The organism is Endozoicomonas sp. OPT23 (assembly GCF_009653635.1).
Taxonomy (GTDB): Bacteria; Pseudomonadota; Gammaproteobacteria; order Pseudomonadales; family Endozoicomonadaceae; genus Endozoicomonas_A.
In genome coordinates this window covers 94,280-109,596 of sequence record NZ_PPFD01000003.1, presented here as the reverse complement: position 1 = coordinate 109,596, position 15,317 = coordinate 94,280, and the positions used below count along the sequence as shown (strand labels likewise).

At 46.0% G+C, this 15,317-nt stretch carries 10 protein-coding genes; 4 read left to right on the top strand and 6 right to left on the bottom strand.

Features of this window, described 5'->3' with window-relative positions:
- Window positions 1-102: 102 nt before the first annotated feature.
- The 3 genes from EOPP23_RS06290 (at window position 103) to EOPP23_RS06280 (ending at window position 4,748) form a co-directional block, all read left to right on the top strand.
- Window positions 103-936, top strand: coding sequence for a hypothetical protein (locus EOPP23_RS06290; protein ID WP_153765127.1), 834 nt, complete (start codon window positions 103-105; stop codon window positions 934-936).
- A 229-nt stretch (window positions 937-1,165) separates the two neighbouring features.
- Entirely contained in the window at window positions 1,166-3,346 is a 2,181-nt protein-coding gene (locus EOPP23_RS06285) for a multiheme c-type cytochrome (protein WP_153765126.1), read from the top strand.
- 271 nt (window positions 3,347-3,617) lie between these two features.
- The gene (locus EOPP23_RS06280) at window positions 3,618-4,748 is read left to right on the top strand and encodes a helix-turn-helix domain-containing protein (RefSeq protein ID WP_153765125.1); all 1,131 of its coding nucleotides are present in this window, start codon (window positions 3,618-3,620) and stop codon (window positions 4,746-4,748) included.
- Window positions 4,749-4,822: 74 nt separating this feature from the next.
- Here the strand turns inward: EOPP23_RS06280 and EOPP23_RS06275 are convergent, their stop codons facing one another.
- From EOPP23_RS06275 to EOPP23_RS06260, 4 genes are all read right to left on the bottom strand, one after another.
- A complete protein-coding gene (locus tag EOPP23_RS06275) occupies window positions 4,823-5,968 on the bottom strand; it encodes a BamA/TamA family outer membrane protein (RefSeq protein ID WP_153765124.1) in 1,146 nt (381 codons plus the stop codon).
- Window positions 5,969-6,230: 262 nt separating this feature from the next.
- Window positions 6,231-7,394, bottom strand: coding sequence for an anaerobic sulfatase maturase (locus EOPP23_RS06270; protein ID WP_153765123.1), 1,164 nt, complete (start codon window positions 7,392-7,394; stop codon window positions 6,231-6,233).
- Between the two features lie 77 nt (window positions 7,395-7,471).
- Window positions 7,472-9,004 (bottom strand): sulfatase-like hydrolase/transferase, encoded by a 1,533-nt coding sequence (locus EOPP23_RS06265; RefSeq protein WP_194842521.1) that lies wholly within the window; start codon window positions 9,002-9,004, stop codon window positions 7,472-7,474.
- 403 nt (window positions 9,005-9,407) lie between these two features.
- On the bottom strand, window positions 9,408-10,997 hold the full coding sequence (locus EOPP23_RS06260; RefSeq protein WP_153765890.1) for a sulfatase: 1,590 nt from the start codon (window positions 10,995-10,997) through the stop codon (window positions 9,408-9,410).
- Window positions 10,998-11,169: 172 nt separating this feature from the next.
- Between EOPP23_RS06260 and EOPP23_RS06255 the strand changes: the two genes are divergently transcribed.
- Window positions 11,170-12,309 carry an AraC family transcriptional regulator gene (locus EOPP23_RS06255; protein ID WP_153765121.1) on the top strand — a complete coding sequence of 380 codons (1,140 nt, stop codon included), beginning with the start codon at window positions 11,170-11,172 and terminating at the stop codon, window positions 12,307-12,309.
- Window positions 12,310-12,401: 92 nt separating this feature from the next.
- On the opposite strand, the gene EOPP23_RS06250 is transcribed toward EOPP23_RS06255, so the two are convergent.
- Window positions 12,402-13,862 carry a sulfatase-like hydrolase/transferase gene (locus EOPP23_RS06250; RefSeq protein ID WP_153765120.1) on the bottom strand — a complete coding sequence of 487 codons (1,461 nt, stop codon included), beginning with the start codon at window positions 13,860-13,862 and terminating at the stop codon, window positions 12,402-12,404.
- A gap of 149 nt (window positions 13,863-14,011) precedes the next feature.
- Window positions 14,012-15,112, bottom strand: a complete 1,101-nt coding sequence (locus EOPP23_RS06245; protein WP_153765119.1) for a BamA/TamA family outer membrane protein — start codon at window positions 15,110-15,112, stop codon at window positions 14,012-14,014.
- Window positions 15,113-15,317 lie beyond the last annotated feature (205 nt).

Genomic DNA, 15,317 nt, shown 5'->3' with positions numbered 1-15,317 from the left:
GGCTCAAAGCATTCGTTTTAAACAGGGTTGTCAGTTTCAGGTATTGGCGAGAGTATGCGTGGTAACAGATTATTAATTTGCTGCGCATACTGAGGCTCAAGCATGAATGACGGGAAAGTATTAAAACGGTTTGTTACTTCTGGCGCGAACAGCGCCAAGGCGCTGGAAGCATTCTTTGCCTGCTGGCGTTTAGGCTGGGTTGAGCACGTCTCGCTGACTGAGCAAAATGTTTGCTCGGTACTGAGTGATCAGCAGCATCAGTTCATGCCACATATTTTTATTTGTGATGCTGATGTCGAATCCATTCATCTATTAAGAACTGCGTTAAGTAACAGGTCAGAAGGCTGCCAACCTATCATCATTCTCTTTGGTGAAAAGCCTGCATTAGAAATGGTGGATAACCAGATTGGTCAAATTGCGGGAATCCCATTAAACAAAATAACCACTGTTCAGGACGCTCAATCACTGGAAACAGTTGTTGAATGCTGTGCTCATATCTCTTGTGGCACATCGCTTGTCGATGTAGATTTTGCTGATATCAGTACATGGCTTGATGACGGTCGTGTGTTTGTATCCGCGGGTATGGATGATGTCAGTGAAGCGGAACTGCCTTATCGCCTGTATCAGCATTTGCCAATGCGACATACTATTGATGGCAAAGACTATGATACGAAAGCTGTCGTATTAGTCTTCACTGCTAACCCCGCTTTTACATTGAGTGTTTTTGATGCCTCGGTAAAAATGCTGCGGGGATGTTGCGGTGCAGAAATGCTGCAGATTGCTCATACCAACAACCATGAGTCTCAGCCAACGGGGTTCCGGTTATTTATGGCGTTGCAGGAATCCGAGGAGCAGACCAGTGCGATGTTTGGTGGCTTTTCGTCCATTGGTGAATATCTGGACTCGTTTTCGAAAGGCGCTAAGTCCAGGGATTGATTTTCCACCTCTACTGATCAAATCGCATTCTTAATTATATTTGCAGGAGCTATGCAGGACGCTTCACATCCAGCATGGTTCTTGTCTTTATCAATATTTCTTTTGTCCTAAAGAACATCTCTTCATTCCGGTAATTCTTATTTGCCGACTATTTGTTCAAACTGTGGTCTTTTGGATAGACGCTGCTGGATTATTAAAGCAGATCTTCAACTGTTTGGTGTCGTATTGGATGAATGTTAAATTATGGATACAGGCTGCACTGCTACTGTGTTTTTCATTAAACACAACAGCCTCGCAATCGAATCTAACGGAAGGGTTTACGGGCAGTCAGGCTTGTAAAAGCTGCCACGAAACTGAGTTTAAGCAATGGCAGTCCAGTCAGCATAAGACTTCATTGCAGAAAGCGACATCTGAAAGTGTGCTGGGTAACTTTAATAACAGCTCGTTTACCTATAATGGTGTCACCAGTCGTCTATTTCGTAAAAATAACCAATACATGGTCGAGACAGATGGCCCTGATGGCAAGCTGGCCACTTATAAAGTGAAGTACACCATTGGTGATTACCCGCTGCAGCAGTACTTTCTTGATGTTGGTAAAGGGCTTGATGTTGGTAAAGGGCGTTTGCAGTCTTTGGGCATCAGCTGGGATTCAAGGCCAGAGAGTGAAGGCGGACAACGCTGGTTCCATCAGCAGGAAGGCAATAAAGTCGATTTTACCAGCCCACTGCACTGGACCTCTGTGCAACAGAATGCCAATACCATGTGTATTGAGTGTCATACCACCGATTATAAAAAGAACTTTAACCCTGTTGATCTCGGTTATAACAGCCAGTGGCATGAAGCGGGTGTCGGCTGTGAGAGTTGCCATGGTGCCGGACAGAAACATATTCAATGGGCCAACATCGATGATGCAGGCAAAAATACTCTCAAGAGTGGTTTTGAAGCAGATATCGGTAACAAAAACTTCTGGGTATTCAAGGAAGGAAAGACAACGGCAACCGCTGTAAAAAAACATTATCAGCAACAGGTTGAAACCTGCAGCCGCTGTCATTCCCGCAGCCAGCAGATTCATGCAGAGACTGAACGAAACAAGCCGTTTACTGAAACCTATCAGCCGCAGCTGCTGGATGAAGCAATGTACTTTGATGATGGCCAGATCAAGGACGAAGTCTTTGTCTACGGTTCATTCAAGCAAAGTAAGATGAGTGAAGCCGGCGTTACCTGCAGCAATTGTCATAATGTTCATACCAATAAATTAAAGGCTGAGCCCAATCAAATATGTGCCCAGTGTCATCTGCCTTCTGAATTTGATACCGAGCAGCATACCCTTCATAAAACAGGCACGGCGGGTGCTCAGTGTGTTGACTGCCATATGCCCGAGCGTACGTATATGGGCGTTGACCCAAGGCGTGACCATGCGTTTAAAATTCCGCGCCCTGATCTGAGCCAGAAAACCAATGCGCCCAATGTCTGCACAGCCTGCCATACAGAAAAGAATGACCAGTGGGCCGCAGATACTCTGGATAAGAAACTGGGCACAGAGTGGAGAAGCAGGCCGGAGTTTGCCACGGCTTTTCATGCCGCCAGAATTCAATCTTCTGATGCCGTCTATCAGCTGACTCAGGTGATAGAAAATGACGACCTTGCGCCCATAGTGCGAGGGTCGGCTTTGAAGAAGCTGCAGCCTTATCTATCTGGCCAGACATTGCAGGTTATCGTCAAAGGGTTATCTGATTCGTCACCACTGGTGAAGCAGGGAGCATTGGAAGCCCTGACCAACCTGCCTGCGCAATATAAGGTGCAATTGTTACTGCCGTTGCTGGAAGATGATTCAAGGCTGGTGCGACAACTGACAGGTCGCCTGCTGGCTGATATCCCTTATGTTCAGATACCTGAAAATCTGAAACTGGCCAGTCAGTCAGCCATCAACGATTACATCAAAGCCCAGCGTTTAAGTCAGGATCGAGGCACTGCAAGAGTTAATCTTGGGCAGGTTTACACCATGATGAACCGTTATGCAGAAGCTGAACAGGAATATAAGGAAGCTATCAGGATCGAACCTTATCTGGCAACGGCCTATGTCAATCTGGCTGACCTGTATCGTCAACAGAACAGGAAGCAGGATGAACAGAGTATTCTGAGAAAAGGGCTGGATGAAGCGCTGGACAAGGCACTTCTGAATCATGTGCTGGGACTCTATTTTGTACGACAAAAAAAGTATGACGAAGCCCTGGTATTTCTTGCAGAGGCTGTTGAACTGGCACCAGACAATGCCCGTTATGTCTATGTTTATGCCATTGCCCTTAATTCCCGGGGGCATAAACAGCAGGCCGTTAATCTATTGAAGCAGGCGATCACTCGCTTTCCGGGAGACGCCAATATATCGAATGCTTTGAGGACTATGCAGTAGTTAGAAACAGAAAGTGTGCAGACACACGTAATCGAATATTAGATTGTCATTTCCCCGCCGTAGGCGGGGAAATGACATACAATTCAAATGTCCGAGTACTTAGCTATAAAGACACTCGCAATTGCGGGTGTCTAAATATTTCAAACATTTAAAAAAACAACCGATTTCCAGCAGATAATGTTGACTTAATCCTCTAAAATACAGCCGTTTGATAATGCCACCCAAGCATAGCTAACCAGCTACCCCCTTTACCATATAATGCGGTTACTGTATGGAAACGCCTTTAATACAAGCAGCCAAAAACATTTTTTCCTACTTCCAGGGTAAAGCGGATATCAACCAGGTTCGCCTGAGTATTGAATACCTTTATTTACTGGAAATGGCATCACATAAAAACTTAATCCTTCCAAAAGGAAAGTCACAACAAAAGCCCGTAAAATTTGATTTCGATGCTCTTTTTTCCTCCTTTAATGTCAGCAGTCTAATTCATAAATGGACACCTGTTTTCTCAAAACAGAACGATATTACTGGCAAAGAAGCTAATCAGTTTATAAGAGAACTGTTTAGTTCTATTGATCTGGATACGCCATTTTTCACCTATCAAAATATCATTCATTACACTTATCGCTACAAAGACCGCTGGACAGACTTTCATATAGTACGGCCAAAGCAAAAAGCAGGCTGGTGTCTGCATCTGACGGTTGATGGCTCTGGTCACTATAATTTTATCAGGAAGGATTTGAAGACCTCTCGCGGCGATATGGTTTTATTCAATCCTTCAGCCTATCTTGATGTTTGCCGCTCTGAAGACAGCGAAGACTGGACATACTATTCGCTCATGTTTCAGCCAACCGGTGACATGATGGAATTACTGTCCTGGCCAGAGGTTGCGGATGGAACCTATTATTTAAAAGAAAACAATGAAGACCAGTTATCAGTTTTATTATCAATACTGAAATCGGTTCATCAACAGGGCGCATCTCATCATCCAGTGGATATTTCAGCACGGGCAGCGGGTATCAAAATGTTTTTACTGTTGTGCAGTAAATCAGTGAATACCCGTCAGGCTTCCCTCATTGACTCAAGAGTTCAAAATGCCATCGCATTTATGGAGGAGAACCTTTTTAAACCACTAACGATTGAGCAAATCGCCGAAAAGGCATTTCTCTCTCCATCAGGTCTGGCTCAGCTGTTTAAAAAAAGTCAGGGGGTCAGTGTTATGCAGTGGCGGGAAGAAAAGCGATTGGCTGAAGCCTGCAAAAGACTGCTGACAACTTCAGACAGTATTGCTGTAATTTCAAATGATCTGGGCTATGTCAGTCAGGCGTACTTCTCACGCTGTTTCAATAAACATATGAAACGCTCACCCTCTGAATACAGAAAACTTTACTCCTTGTTTTAAAGCGAAGTCTTACGAAAAAGCCCCTTGGTTAAAAGGGGCTATGCATAGAAAGTGTTCAGAAAAATTTAGCGAACTTAGAAAGATTCACCTACACGGAAGTACAGTAGAGTACCTTCTTCTTCCTGATTACTCTGGGTCAGGTCAACACGCAGAGCCAGATTGGACTCCGGAACAAGCATGTATCTCAAGCCCAGTGTTCCGGCGTAGTACATACCGTCCTTATCACTGTCGTTGGCATCCAGTGCTTTCGCCAGTGACAGACCACCAACAACACCCCATTTGGAGTTAAACCAGTGGCGGTATTGGCCCTCAACAGCTACAGCTCCACGGCCCAGTACTTCCCGGGAAAAGCCCTGTGCAACACGAGAGAGGTTGGCTGCTGTATTGGGTGCTTCATCCGTGTTGTAAAGAACAGACAGTCGACTTGCGAACGTCGTCATTTCACTCAGCGGTTTATAATAACGGCCATCCAGCTTCACTGTTTCGTAACGGTATGTTTGATTAGGAGATTGAGCGGCTGGTAGAGGGAAACATGTGTCGGTATTAACACAGTATGAATCAGCACCACCCGTAGCCTCCCTTTTTACTTTCCAGAGGTTAGCTTCCAGGAACATGCCTTCCGTTGGCATCATCTTGTGGTTTCTGTCATCGTAATTCAGGTAAAAACCATAATTTGTTACGTCATTGTCAGGAAGGTTGTTAGCCAGTGCCTTGAAGTCGCCACCGCTTTTGCGCTGTATTTCGTTTTGGTTGATGTCCCAGGATACACCGGCATAAACATTGTCCAGAATCTGATAGGCAAAGCTACCGTTTGCAGACTTCATGACTGTGTCTACGTCCTGAAGGCCCTGCTTATAAAAATAGTCCTGTTCGGTAAAATTAATATCGGTGTAACCCAGGTAGTTTTTGAAATTAAACTTGTTTCCTCCGAAGTACCAGTCATTACCCAGGCCAATATTCTTGTTACCTGTTGAGCCATAAACCGCAGTAATTCGAGTCCAGGAGGTTGAAGAATCATCATCAAATTTGTTCAGGAGAGTCGGCAATGCAGTGATGGCAAAGTCAAAATCCGGGTCATACATTGGCCCTACAGGAAAAACTGTTTTTATTTCCCCTGCTGCCAGTTCTTTCTTTTCCTCGGCACTGACACCAGCGCACATTGTTGCGGAAACCGCAGCGGCCAAAGCCCCCATTACGAATGGACGAACAACCTTATGCATCCTACTGCTCCTATATTCAGGAATATAATTATTTGAAAATTGTTATGTGTATAAGTGTGTAGATACACGAAATAAAAAACATTTAAGTACCCAGACATACGAATTCATAAGCTGCTTGCCCGCCGCAGGCGGGCAAGCAGCCATTTAATATTCGATTACGTGTGTCTACACACTTAGTTGCTGTTTTCCCGCCTCAGGCGGGAAAACAGTTTATGAATTCGTATAACTGAGTATCTGGTTTGAAACTTCAGTGGAGTTTCATTTAATTAAGTTTGCTTAGAACGAAATCCATAAACTTCTCTGTATGAGAGAAATACATTTTGTAGGCGTCACACAGATAGTTTTTATTGCGCTGTCCATCGCTGGATATTAAAAAACGATGTTTGGGGCAGCCACCATTACAAATCGATAAAAACCGGCAATCATTACAATCAACAGAGCGATCTGATTTTTTATTCAACCCGAAGGTTTTCAGCTGTTGTGATTCAGCCAGTTCAGCCAGAGGCTCTGCCATTATGTTTCCCAGCTTGTGTTCCGGATAAACAAAATGATCGCAGCTGTAGACATCACCATTTGATTCCAGTGCTACTGCATTGCCACAGGTTTCAGCAGTGATACAGCTATTGCCTGGTAAACCGGCTTTCATGGTTAAAGTGGATTCAAAGTTATAAATAAAGATTTTGCCGAAATCTCTGGCTTTCCAGGCATCAAACAGGTCGCACAAAAACTGACCGTACTCTTTAGCACCCACAGACCATCTTGCTACATCAGCAGCAGCTGAATAGGCAGGGCTTACAAGAATCAAATTGTCGTCTGGAATCTCCCGTGCCTGTCGTTCTACCAGTGGGGTCAATTGAATGTGATGAATGCCATAGCTTTTCAAAGCGTTATAGACACCCAGTGGATCATGAACATTAGCCTGATGGACAACCACCATGGCATTGAATTCCACTTTATGCCTTTTCAACAGGTTGATTGCTTTCAGTACTCTCTCGTGAGTGCCTTTGCCTGTTCGTGTTTTACGATAAGTGTCGTGATGTTGCTGATTGCCATCAATGGACACCCCCACCAGAAACCGGTGTTTCGCCAGAAATTCAGCCCATTCAGTATTCAGCAAAATACCGTTGGTTTGCAGGGAGTTTACGCAGGGTGTTGAACCGGCAAGGTTTCGCTGCAGCTGCAATGCTTTTTTGAAGAAATCCAGCCCCAGTAGCGTTGGTTCTCCGCCCTGCCAGCTGAATTCGTAATGTTTCTTGCCTTTCTGCTGGCTGATGGTTTGACTGATATAGGCTTCCAGAACCTCATCAGACATACGAAAGTCACTGGCATCCGGATAGAGTTTTTCTTTTTCCAGATAAAAGCAGTACTCACAGTCTATGTTGCACTTTGAGGAAGATGGCTTGGCCATTACATGGATACTGGACATAGTGATTCTGCTTTTCTGGAATCTGCTTTCTGAAAAATGTCCCGCCTGAGCGGGACGGATTATTATGGCTGTATCAATTAATCATCAAAGTCGCACAGTGGCGCTGCTGGTGTGCCAATGGAAGCCAGATACTCTTCAGACAGCTTGACCATTTCTGCGTACTTTTCAGGTTCCTTCTCTGCCAGATTTACCTTTTCACCTTCGTCAGCAACCAGGTTATACATCTCCGGTTTGGTTCTCTTATTACCTGAACTAACAAGACCTACTCCGCCGAATACCAGTTTGTAGTCGCCTTTTCTGAAGCCGACCAGCTCACCACGCATGAACACCGGAACAAAATCACGTGGCGATTCTTCACCCTTGAGCAGGTTACCGGATTGGTCAAAGCCATCAGTAACAATAGAAGCAGGCATCTCTGCACCGGTCATGGAAGCCAGTGTTGGCATTAAATCCAGTGCGGAATACATGGCATTATTAGTACCCGGCTGGATCTTGCCGGACCAGCGAATAATGCCCGGAACCCGGCTGCCACCTTCATAAGGTGTAGACTTACCGGCACGATAAGGCAGAGCAGAACCTGCAGCACCACGGCTGGCGTAGCTCAACCAGGGGCCATTGTCAGAAGTGAAAACAACGATGGTGTTATCATCAATTCCGTTCTGCTTCAGTGCTCTCATGATTCGACCTACTGAATAGTCAGTCTCAACCATGACATCGCCGTAGGCTGTGTCAGTTACACCGTTGTACTCTGGTGACGTGAACATAGGTACATGGCTTTGTGGGTAAGCCACATACATAAAGAATGAGTCGTCTTTCTTGTTGTTAATATATTCCACTGCGCGAGAAGTCATATTGCGCATGAACGTATATTGATTCAGGAGGCCAATCTTGAAGTCTTTAAATTGACCTTCCTCTGTGGAAAACGAATGATAGAGAGGAACCAGAAAGTCGTCATTATCAGCGCGGCCATCTTCAGGTCGAGCCAGATTAAAGTCACGCTCACGTAACATGGCCATGGCTTCTTTGTTCTGGAAAATCGTTGGATCACGGAACATTTTACGGACAGGTTTCAGGCGAAACTCAGGATCGGATTCAAACATATCGTTTGAAGTGGGAATGCCATACCATTCCTGAAAACCATGGCGTGTAGGAATATGCTCTACACCGTCCTTACCCATGCCTAAATGCCATTTACCCAGCATATAAGTGTTGTAGCCTGAATCCCTGAACATTTCGGCCATGGTGTATTCAGACTTTGGCAGACCGTCTTTGTCGGTTTCATCAAATACAGCCATTTCACGGCCATATACGCCGGTTCTCAGGCTGACTCTGGATGTTAACAAGGCTGCTCGGGATGGGGTGCTGACAGGTGCTTCCATATAAAAGTCAGAAAAGTTCTGACCTTCTTCTGCCATCTTATCGATATGGGGTGTTGGGTACTTGCCTCCATTCACACCAATATCAGCATAACCGGCATCGTCCAGGAAAATGACCACCACATTAGGCTTTTGTTCCGGCGCACGATCTGCCCCGGTGCTCACCGTTGCAGCATTGACACTTGAGGAAGCAATCGCAGCTGATATGACACAGCTAAGAAGTGTTTTTCTCATTTTTCCGTCCTGAAAGCACAATAAAACCAACGTGGAATGAGCACCCGTATGATCGGCAATCATCAAATGTCGGCGTCAAAAGTTGACGTTATTTGATGTTATTTTTCAGAACATGGATATATTTGATACAGCTAGTCGGTTGTCTTATTCAGCAACAATGTAAACTGATTTGCACAATTTCACACATCAGCAGTACATCTTGATGCAAATCAATATTCCAGTTTGATAATTGTTGTTGGAATATGGTCAGGAAACATATATCAGAGAAGCTTCAACATTCGAAGATTTATCAGCCATTTAAAAAACGGGACAGTGTAGAGCCTTCGACTCCACACTGTCCCGATGGTTGCCAAGCCATGTAACTGAGACCTGGCAATTTTCTACTTTAATAAGCGCCTGTTAATTAACGCATTGGACGACGCTTAGGCTCAGGATGAGTTGCCAGAATCCTGGTCATCTCTGCAATGATGGCAGGGTTCTGATCAGCAACATTCACCTTTTCCAGTGGGTCATTTTCGTAGTCATAGAGCTCGGTGCCTACGGTCTTGCCATCAGCCGCTGTCCACTTCACAAAGCGGTATCTATCGGTACGAATCGCCTGACCCAGCTTATCCACCTGCAGCCATGCGTGGTAAGCATGGTCACGAATGCGGGTATCAGTGTCTTTCAGCACAGGCACAAGGCTGATGCCGTCAATCGGCTGAGCTGCATCCGGTTTGGCAATACCGGCCAGTTCAGACAGGGTTGGATACAGGTCAACAGTTTCAGTCAGCTGTTCAGTGCTGCCCGCAGCAACGCCCGGAGCAGAAATGATCAGAGGAATATTGGCTGCTTCTTCATAGTTGGAGTGCTTGGTCCAGGAACCGTGATCTCCCAGATGGAAGCCATTGTCGCCCCAAAGTACGACAACTGTATTCTTATCAAGACCGGTCTTTTTCAGCTCTTTCAGAACTTTGCCAACCTGAGCATCCATATAGCTGACACTGGCGTAGTAACCGTGAATCAGCTTACGGGATAATTCATCGTTTAGCAGACCATTGCTCTTTGCTGGAATATCTTTAAATGCCAGAATTTCACCACCGCGCTTAACAGCGTATTCCGGTGCGCCTTCAGGAGCCTCGGTGAACTCGGGCATTGGCAGCTGGGCCGGATCGTACATATCCCAGTACTTCTTTGGTGCAGAGAATGGCAGGTGAGGGCGGGCAAAGCCTACGGCCATAAAGAATGGCTGGTCCGGATTTTTTGCAGCATTACGCAAACGATAGATCGCCTGTTTTGCTACACGGCCATCGGCGTAAGCTTCATCCAGTACATCAGCACTTTCCCAGGCGGCACCACGAGGAAGGCTGAAAATTTTCATACCCAGTTCACGGTTGTAATACCAGGGAGTACCTTTTGGCAGCTTGCTGTTTTCAATAGCCGTCAACAGTTCGCCGTCGAGGTTGGTAAACAGACCTTCTTCACGGGTCATCTTGCCACCGGTGCTTTCCGGCAATATATAGTCGATGACTTTGTCTTTATAAGGAGGCAGGCTCCATGAAGCGGCATCGTCACTGTTACCATGCCCTACGTGAAAGACTTTACCGATACTCTCGGTGCGGTAGCCGGCTTCCATAAAGTGCTGTGGCAGGGTTTCTGCATCCAGATAGATATCCCTGAACTCAGAACCAAAGTTATACAGGCCAGTGGACGTAGAACGAGAACCCAGCAGCAGGTTGTAACGGGACGGCATGCAAACGGCCTGGTTAGCATAGGCCATATCGAAGCGAACGCCTTCATTGGCCAGCTGATCAATGCCCGGAGTAATAGCCGCACTATCACCATAAGTGCCAATGGTTGGTTTCAGGTCATCGACCATAATCAACAGCACGTTCTTTTTCGCAGAAGCTTCTGCGGTGCTTGAGGCGATAGCCTGACTGCTGGCGGTTATGGCCAGTGTACTCAGTGCAAGGGTTTTCAGTGCTGTCTGCACTTTATGAATCGGTTTTCTCATAGAGAACGGTTCCCGGTAGATTGCTGAGTTGGCAATGTGCCGAGTATAAGAAGATGTTCTTAATTGCTGATTATCCGATTCGTCATTCAGCATGTATTTTTCGGGAAACTTTGTTTTGATAGTTGTTAATAGAATGACAAAATAACGATCCATTTCAGTAAAGGTTCGGGCTGTGCTTTCAGATACTGGTGAAATAACATTGACGGATATTGCCAGAGATATCTTTTTTTATTTTGAAGGGAAAACCAGTAAGAAGCAGGTACAGCGAAGCTTAATAAAGCTGTTTACGGATGCGGGACAGCCGGAAAATGATCGACAGATAATAGGCACACCGCTGGATTCCGGTTTTGACCGATTACTGTCTGCCATGAACATCGAATCATTATTTGTTGAGTGGCGGCCTTTATTTCATTCAGCCAATGGTATCACTGGCCAGCAGGCTACCCGTTTTATACAACAACTGTTCAGTGCAGTGGAGTCGGATCAGCAGGTTTTTGATTACCTGAACGTGGCCACTTATGTCACTTTCAAAAGAAACAGCTGGTCGGATCACGTTACGCTTCGCCCCCATAAAAAAGCAGGCTGGACCTTACACCTGACTCTGGAAGGTAGCGGGCATTACAATTGTATTCGAACCCAGTTGAACACTCAGCCTGGCGATATCCTTTTGTTCAGCCCAACAGCGTACATCCATAAGCAACTTGCAGAGGACTGTGACGAGTGGAATTACAGTTTTGTGAAGTTTCAGGCCAATGATCGAATACTTGATTTACTGAACTGGCCGGAAATCGCTTCCGGTATTTTCCACATTAAAGCGGAAAGCAAGCAGGAGCTGGAGGCTGTTTCCTCAACCATTGGTTTCATTGCACAGCAGGGATGGTCCAGTGATGCGTCAGAGGTCAATATCAGAAGCAGGCTGGTGGAAGCCTTGTTGCTGCGTTGTAATCAGATTATTGAAAGTAATGGTTATCAGCGAACGGATTCCAGGTTATTGACAGCTGTCCGCTATATAGACGACCACTTTACTGAAGAGCTGACGGTAGAAAAGATTGCCAGAGCTGCCTGTCTGTCAGCTTCAGCCCTGAGCAAGCTGTTCAGGAAAAACTATGGAATCAGTGTTATGCAGTGGCGGGAGGAGAAACGGATTGCTGCTGCCTGTAACAAGCTGATTTACTCATCACTGCAGGTCAGCCAGATTGCTAGTCAGCTCGGGTATACCAACGCTATGTATTTTTCCCGATGTTTTCGTCGTCAGATGAAGATGTCACCTTCTGAATACAAAAGACTGCATCAACCAGGGAACGATTTTTAAGTTTCAACCTCAGGCTGCTTATGTGGCATTGACCTTTCGAATGATTAATCAATCAAAAGGTCAAAGTGCCAGGGGAAGCTAGGAATAGTTCCTTACAGCCAGCCGCGAGGGTTCTCTTCCATCTCTTTCTTTTTAGCTTCGAAGATCGCTTTCATTCGCTCGAACTCTTCAGGCTGATTCAGAGAGATGTCGTAGGACTCACTTTGATCAATACGGTAATCAAACAACCATGGCCCTTTCATCTGGTTGATTGAAAGCAGGTCACCCATGCCGTTTGAGAAAACACCTTTTTTGCCCATGTACTTATGGGTCGCATTGCGAACCGCATCAAGCTTCTTGCCCTGGAAGTAGGACATCAGACGATCATGGTTAGCTGCCTTGTCACCCTGCAGGGTTGCACTGATATCAATACCATCCAGCGTACGGTCGGTTGGTTTTGGAATATCCAGAATGGACATCAGGGTCGGCAGAATATCGACACCGTTAACCGCTGTTTCCATGGTTACGCCCTGAGGCACCTTGCCCGGCCAAACGGCAATAAAGGGAACACTTGATCCGCCATCCCAGGTCTGGAATTTACGGCCACGCTTACTGCCAGTATTGCCCTGGAACCAGGCATTGTTGTCACTGGTTAACAGAATCAGAGTGTTGTCCAGCTCACCTTTTTCGCGCAGCACCTTGATGATGTCACCGATACCACGGTCGACATCTTCCATTACATCGCCGTACAGACCCGCTTTGGATTTCCCGGATTGTTCATCGGTGGTGTAAAGAGGAACGTGTGGGAAGTTATGGGCAAAGTACAGGAAGAAGGGTTCGTTGGTTTCGGATTTTTTCTCGGTGGCACGATTGATAAAGTCAGTCGCTTCCTGAACATACAGATCGTTCAGTCTTGTTTGGTCAACCGGAGCGGGGACAGCAATCTCTTCATTTCTATAGAGATTAAAAGGCGTCATATCATTGCTGAAATGACTGCCGTAGTAATATTCAAAACCATAGTTATTTGGCAGGTTTGGGGCTACATCACCCAAATGCCATTTACCGATCATGGCGGTTTGGTAACCGGTAGCCTGCAGTACTTCCGGAATCATAATTTCATCACCCGGAATATGCTGGTTCAAACCAGCCAGCATACCAATCCAGTTAAGCTTGGAACCGTCCGGGTGTACCACGGCTTCAACACCGGCCCGTGGAGCATAACGCCCTGTCAGGAGTCCGGCTCGTGACGGTGTGCAGGTTGCGGAAGGAGCATAGTACTCGGTGAACTTCATGCCTTCTTCGGCCAGCTGATCAATGTTCGGGGTTTTAATCAGCTCATTACCGTAAGCACCCAGATCGCCGTAGCTCAGGTCATCCATTAACACCAGCAGGATATTTGGGCGGTCTTTGTCCTGATCGGCTTCCTGGGTATTCTTCAGCTTCTCAAGGTATTTGTTCTTTTCAGCAAGATGTTTTGGGTTATCTTCCTGAGAGTAAGTCGCAATCTTCAACACTGGAATCATCAGTGCGATCACTAATACGGCAAGCAGGGCTTTGCCCCAGTGCTTTAGCATTTTGAGCGGTCCTTTCTATTTAAAAAACGATAAATACAGCCCTGGACAAATAGGTCGCCCCGAGCAGATAAAAAGTAAAAATCCACCCTGATGTAAAAAGATTGTCATCGAATATGACAGATCAGAGTGGACTATTTTTTATAATCTAATCAGAAAGCCTCACCTACGCGGAAAAACAGCAGACTGTTTTCATCATCCTGATTGCTTTGTGTCACATCAATGCGCAAGGACAGGTTGGACTCAGGGATCAGTTTGTAGCGCAGACCCACCATGGCCACTTTGTAGATTCCGTCTTTCTTGGCTTCGTTAGTATCAAGGCCCTGGGCAACGGTCAATCCAGCAGACATACCCCATTTATCATTGAACCAGTGACGCACATTAATCTCACCGGTTACACCACCACGAGCCTGTACTTCACGGGTCAGACCATGAAAGTTACGTACAACATTCATAAGTGTTGTTGCTGTTTTAGGCGCATCGCTGGAGTTCATCAGCAGGCCACCGCGCAAGGCCAGAGTGGTCTGCTCTGCCAGAGGGTAGTAATAACGGGCATCCAGTTTCAGGGTATTGAAGTCAAAGTCACCGTTCTCAGTGGGGATAGCTGCTTTTTCTTTTTCAAGGCTGGTCTTTTGAAGATCCAGTTTCACGTAGCTGCCGGAAGTAGGGAAGAACTCACTGTTGCGGGTGTTGTAATTCAGGAACAGGCCGTAGGCGGTGGATGTTACATCCGGTCTGTACTTGGCCAGCATGGAGGATGGGTTGGTGCCGTCTCTGTCAAACTCGGTAATAGAGTAATTCCAGCTGACACCAGCATAAATATTATCAATCACTTCGTAGGACAGGTTACCCCAGTCGGATATCGTTGTTGTTGCCAGTTGCTGCAGCCCCATGCCAACAATATTCCGATTGAAGCTGGCATCGGTGTAACCAACGTAATTCAGAAAACGAACTTTATCGTTTATAAAAAAGTTGTCAGTTTCCAGCCCTACATTCCAGTTATCGTTAGAGCCATAAACCATAGTCAACTTAGTGAAAGAGTCGCGGGAGTTTTCGTCCAGCTTATAAGCTGCAGTCGGAATGGCCGCCAGAGCAAAGTCGAAATCCGGGTCATACATAGGGCCTGCTGGCAGCTTCCATTCAATGCCATCCATGCCTTTCTGCTCAGCTTTAACTGCATCATCAGCTAGAACACCCAGTGAAATGGCTGCAGCAAGAGCCCCCAGGGCAAAATTGCGAACACTACTACTCATCCGGACAACTCCGTCTAATTCTTAGACATTTATAATGCGACTACACGACAACTTGAATTGACCTGTTGCAGGGATCTCTCGGATACCGGTTCTGTCAATATCATGTAAGCTCGTGAAACGGGTTGCCAGTATATGTAATAACATGAGTAATCCGTTTGTCTTATTCGTCATTGGATTTGCAGTTCTGAGTACGCTTGTGAAGTTG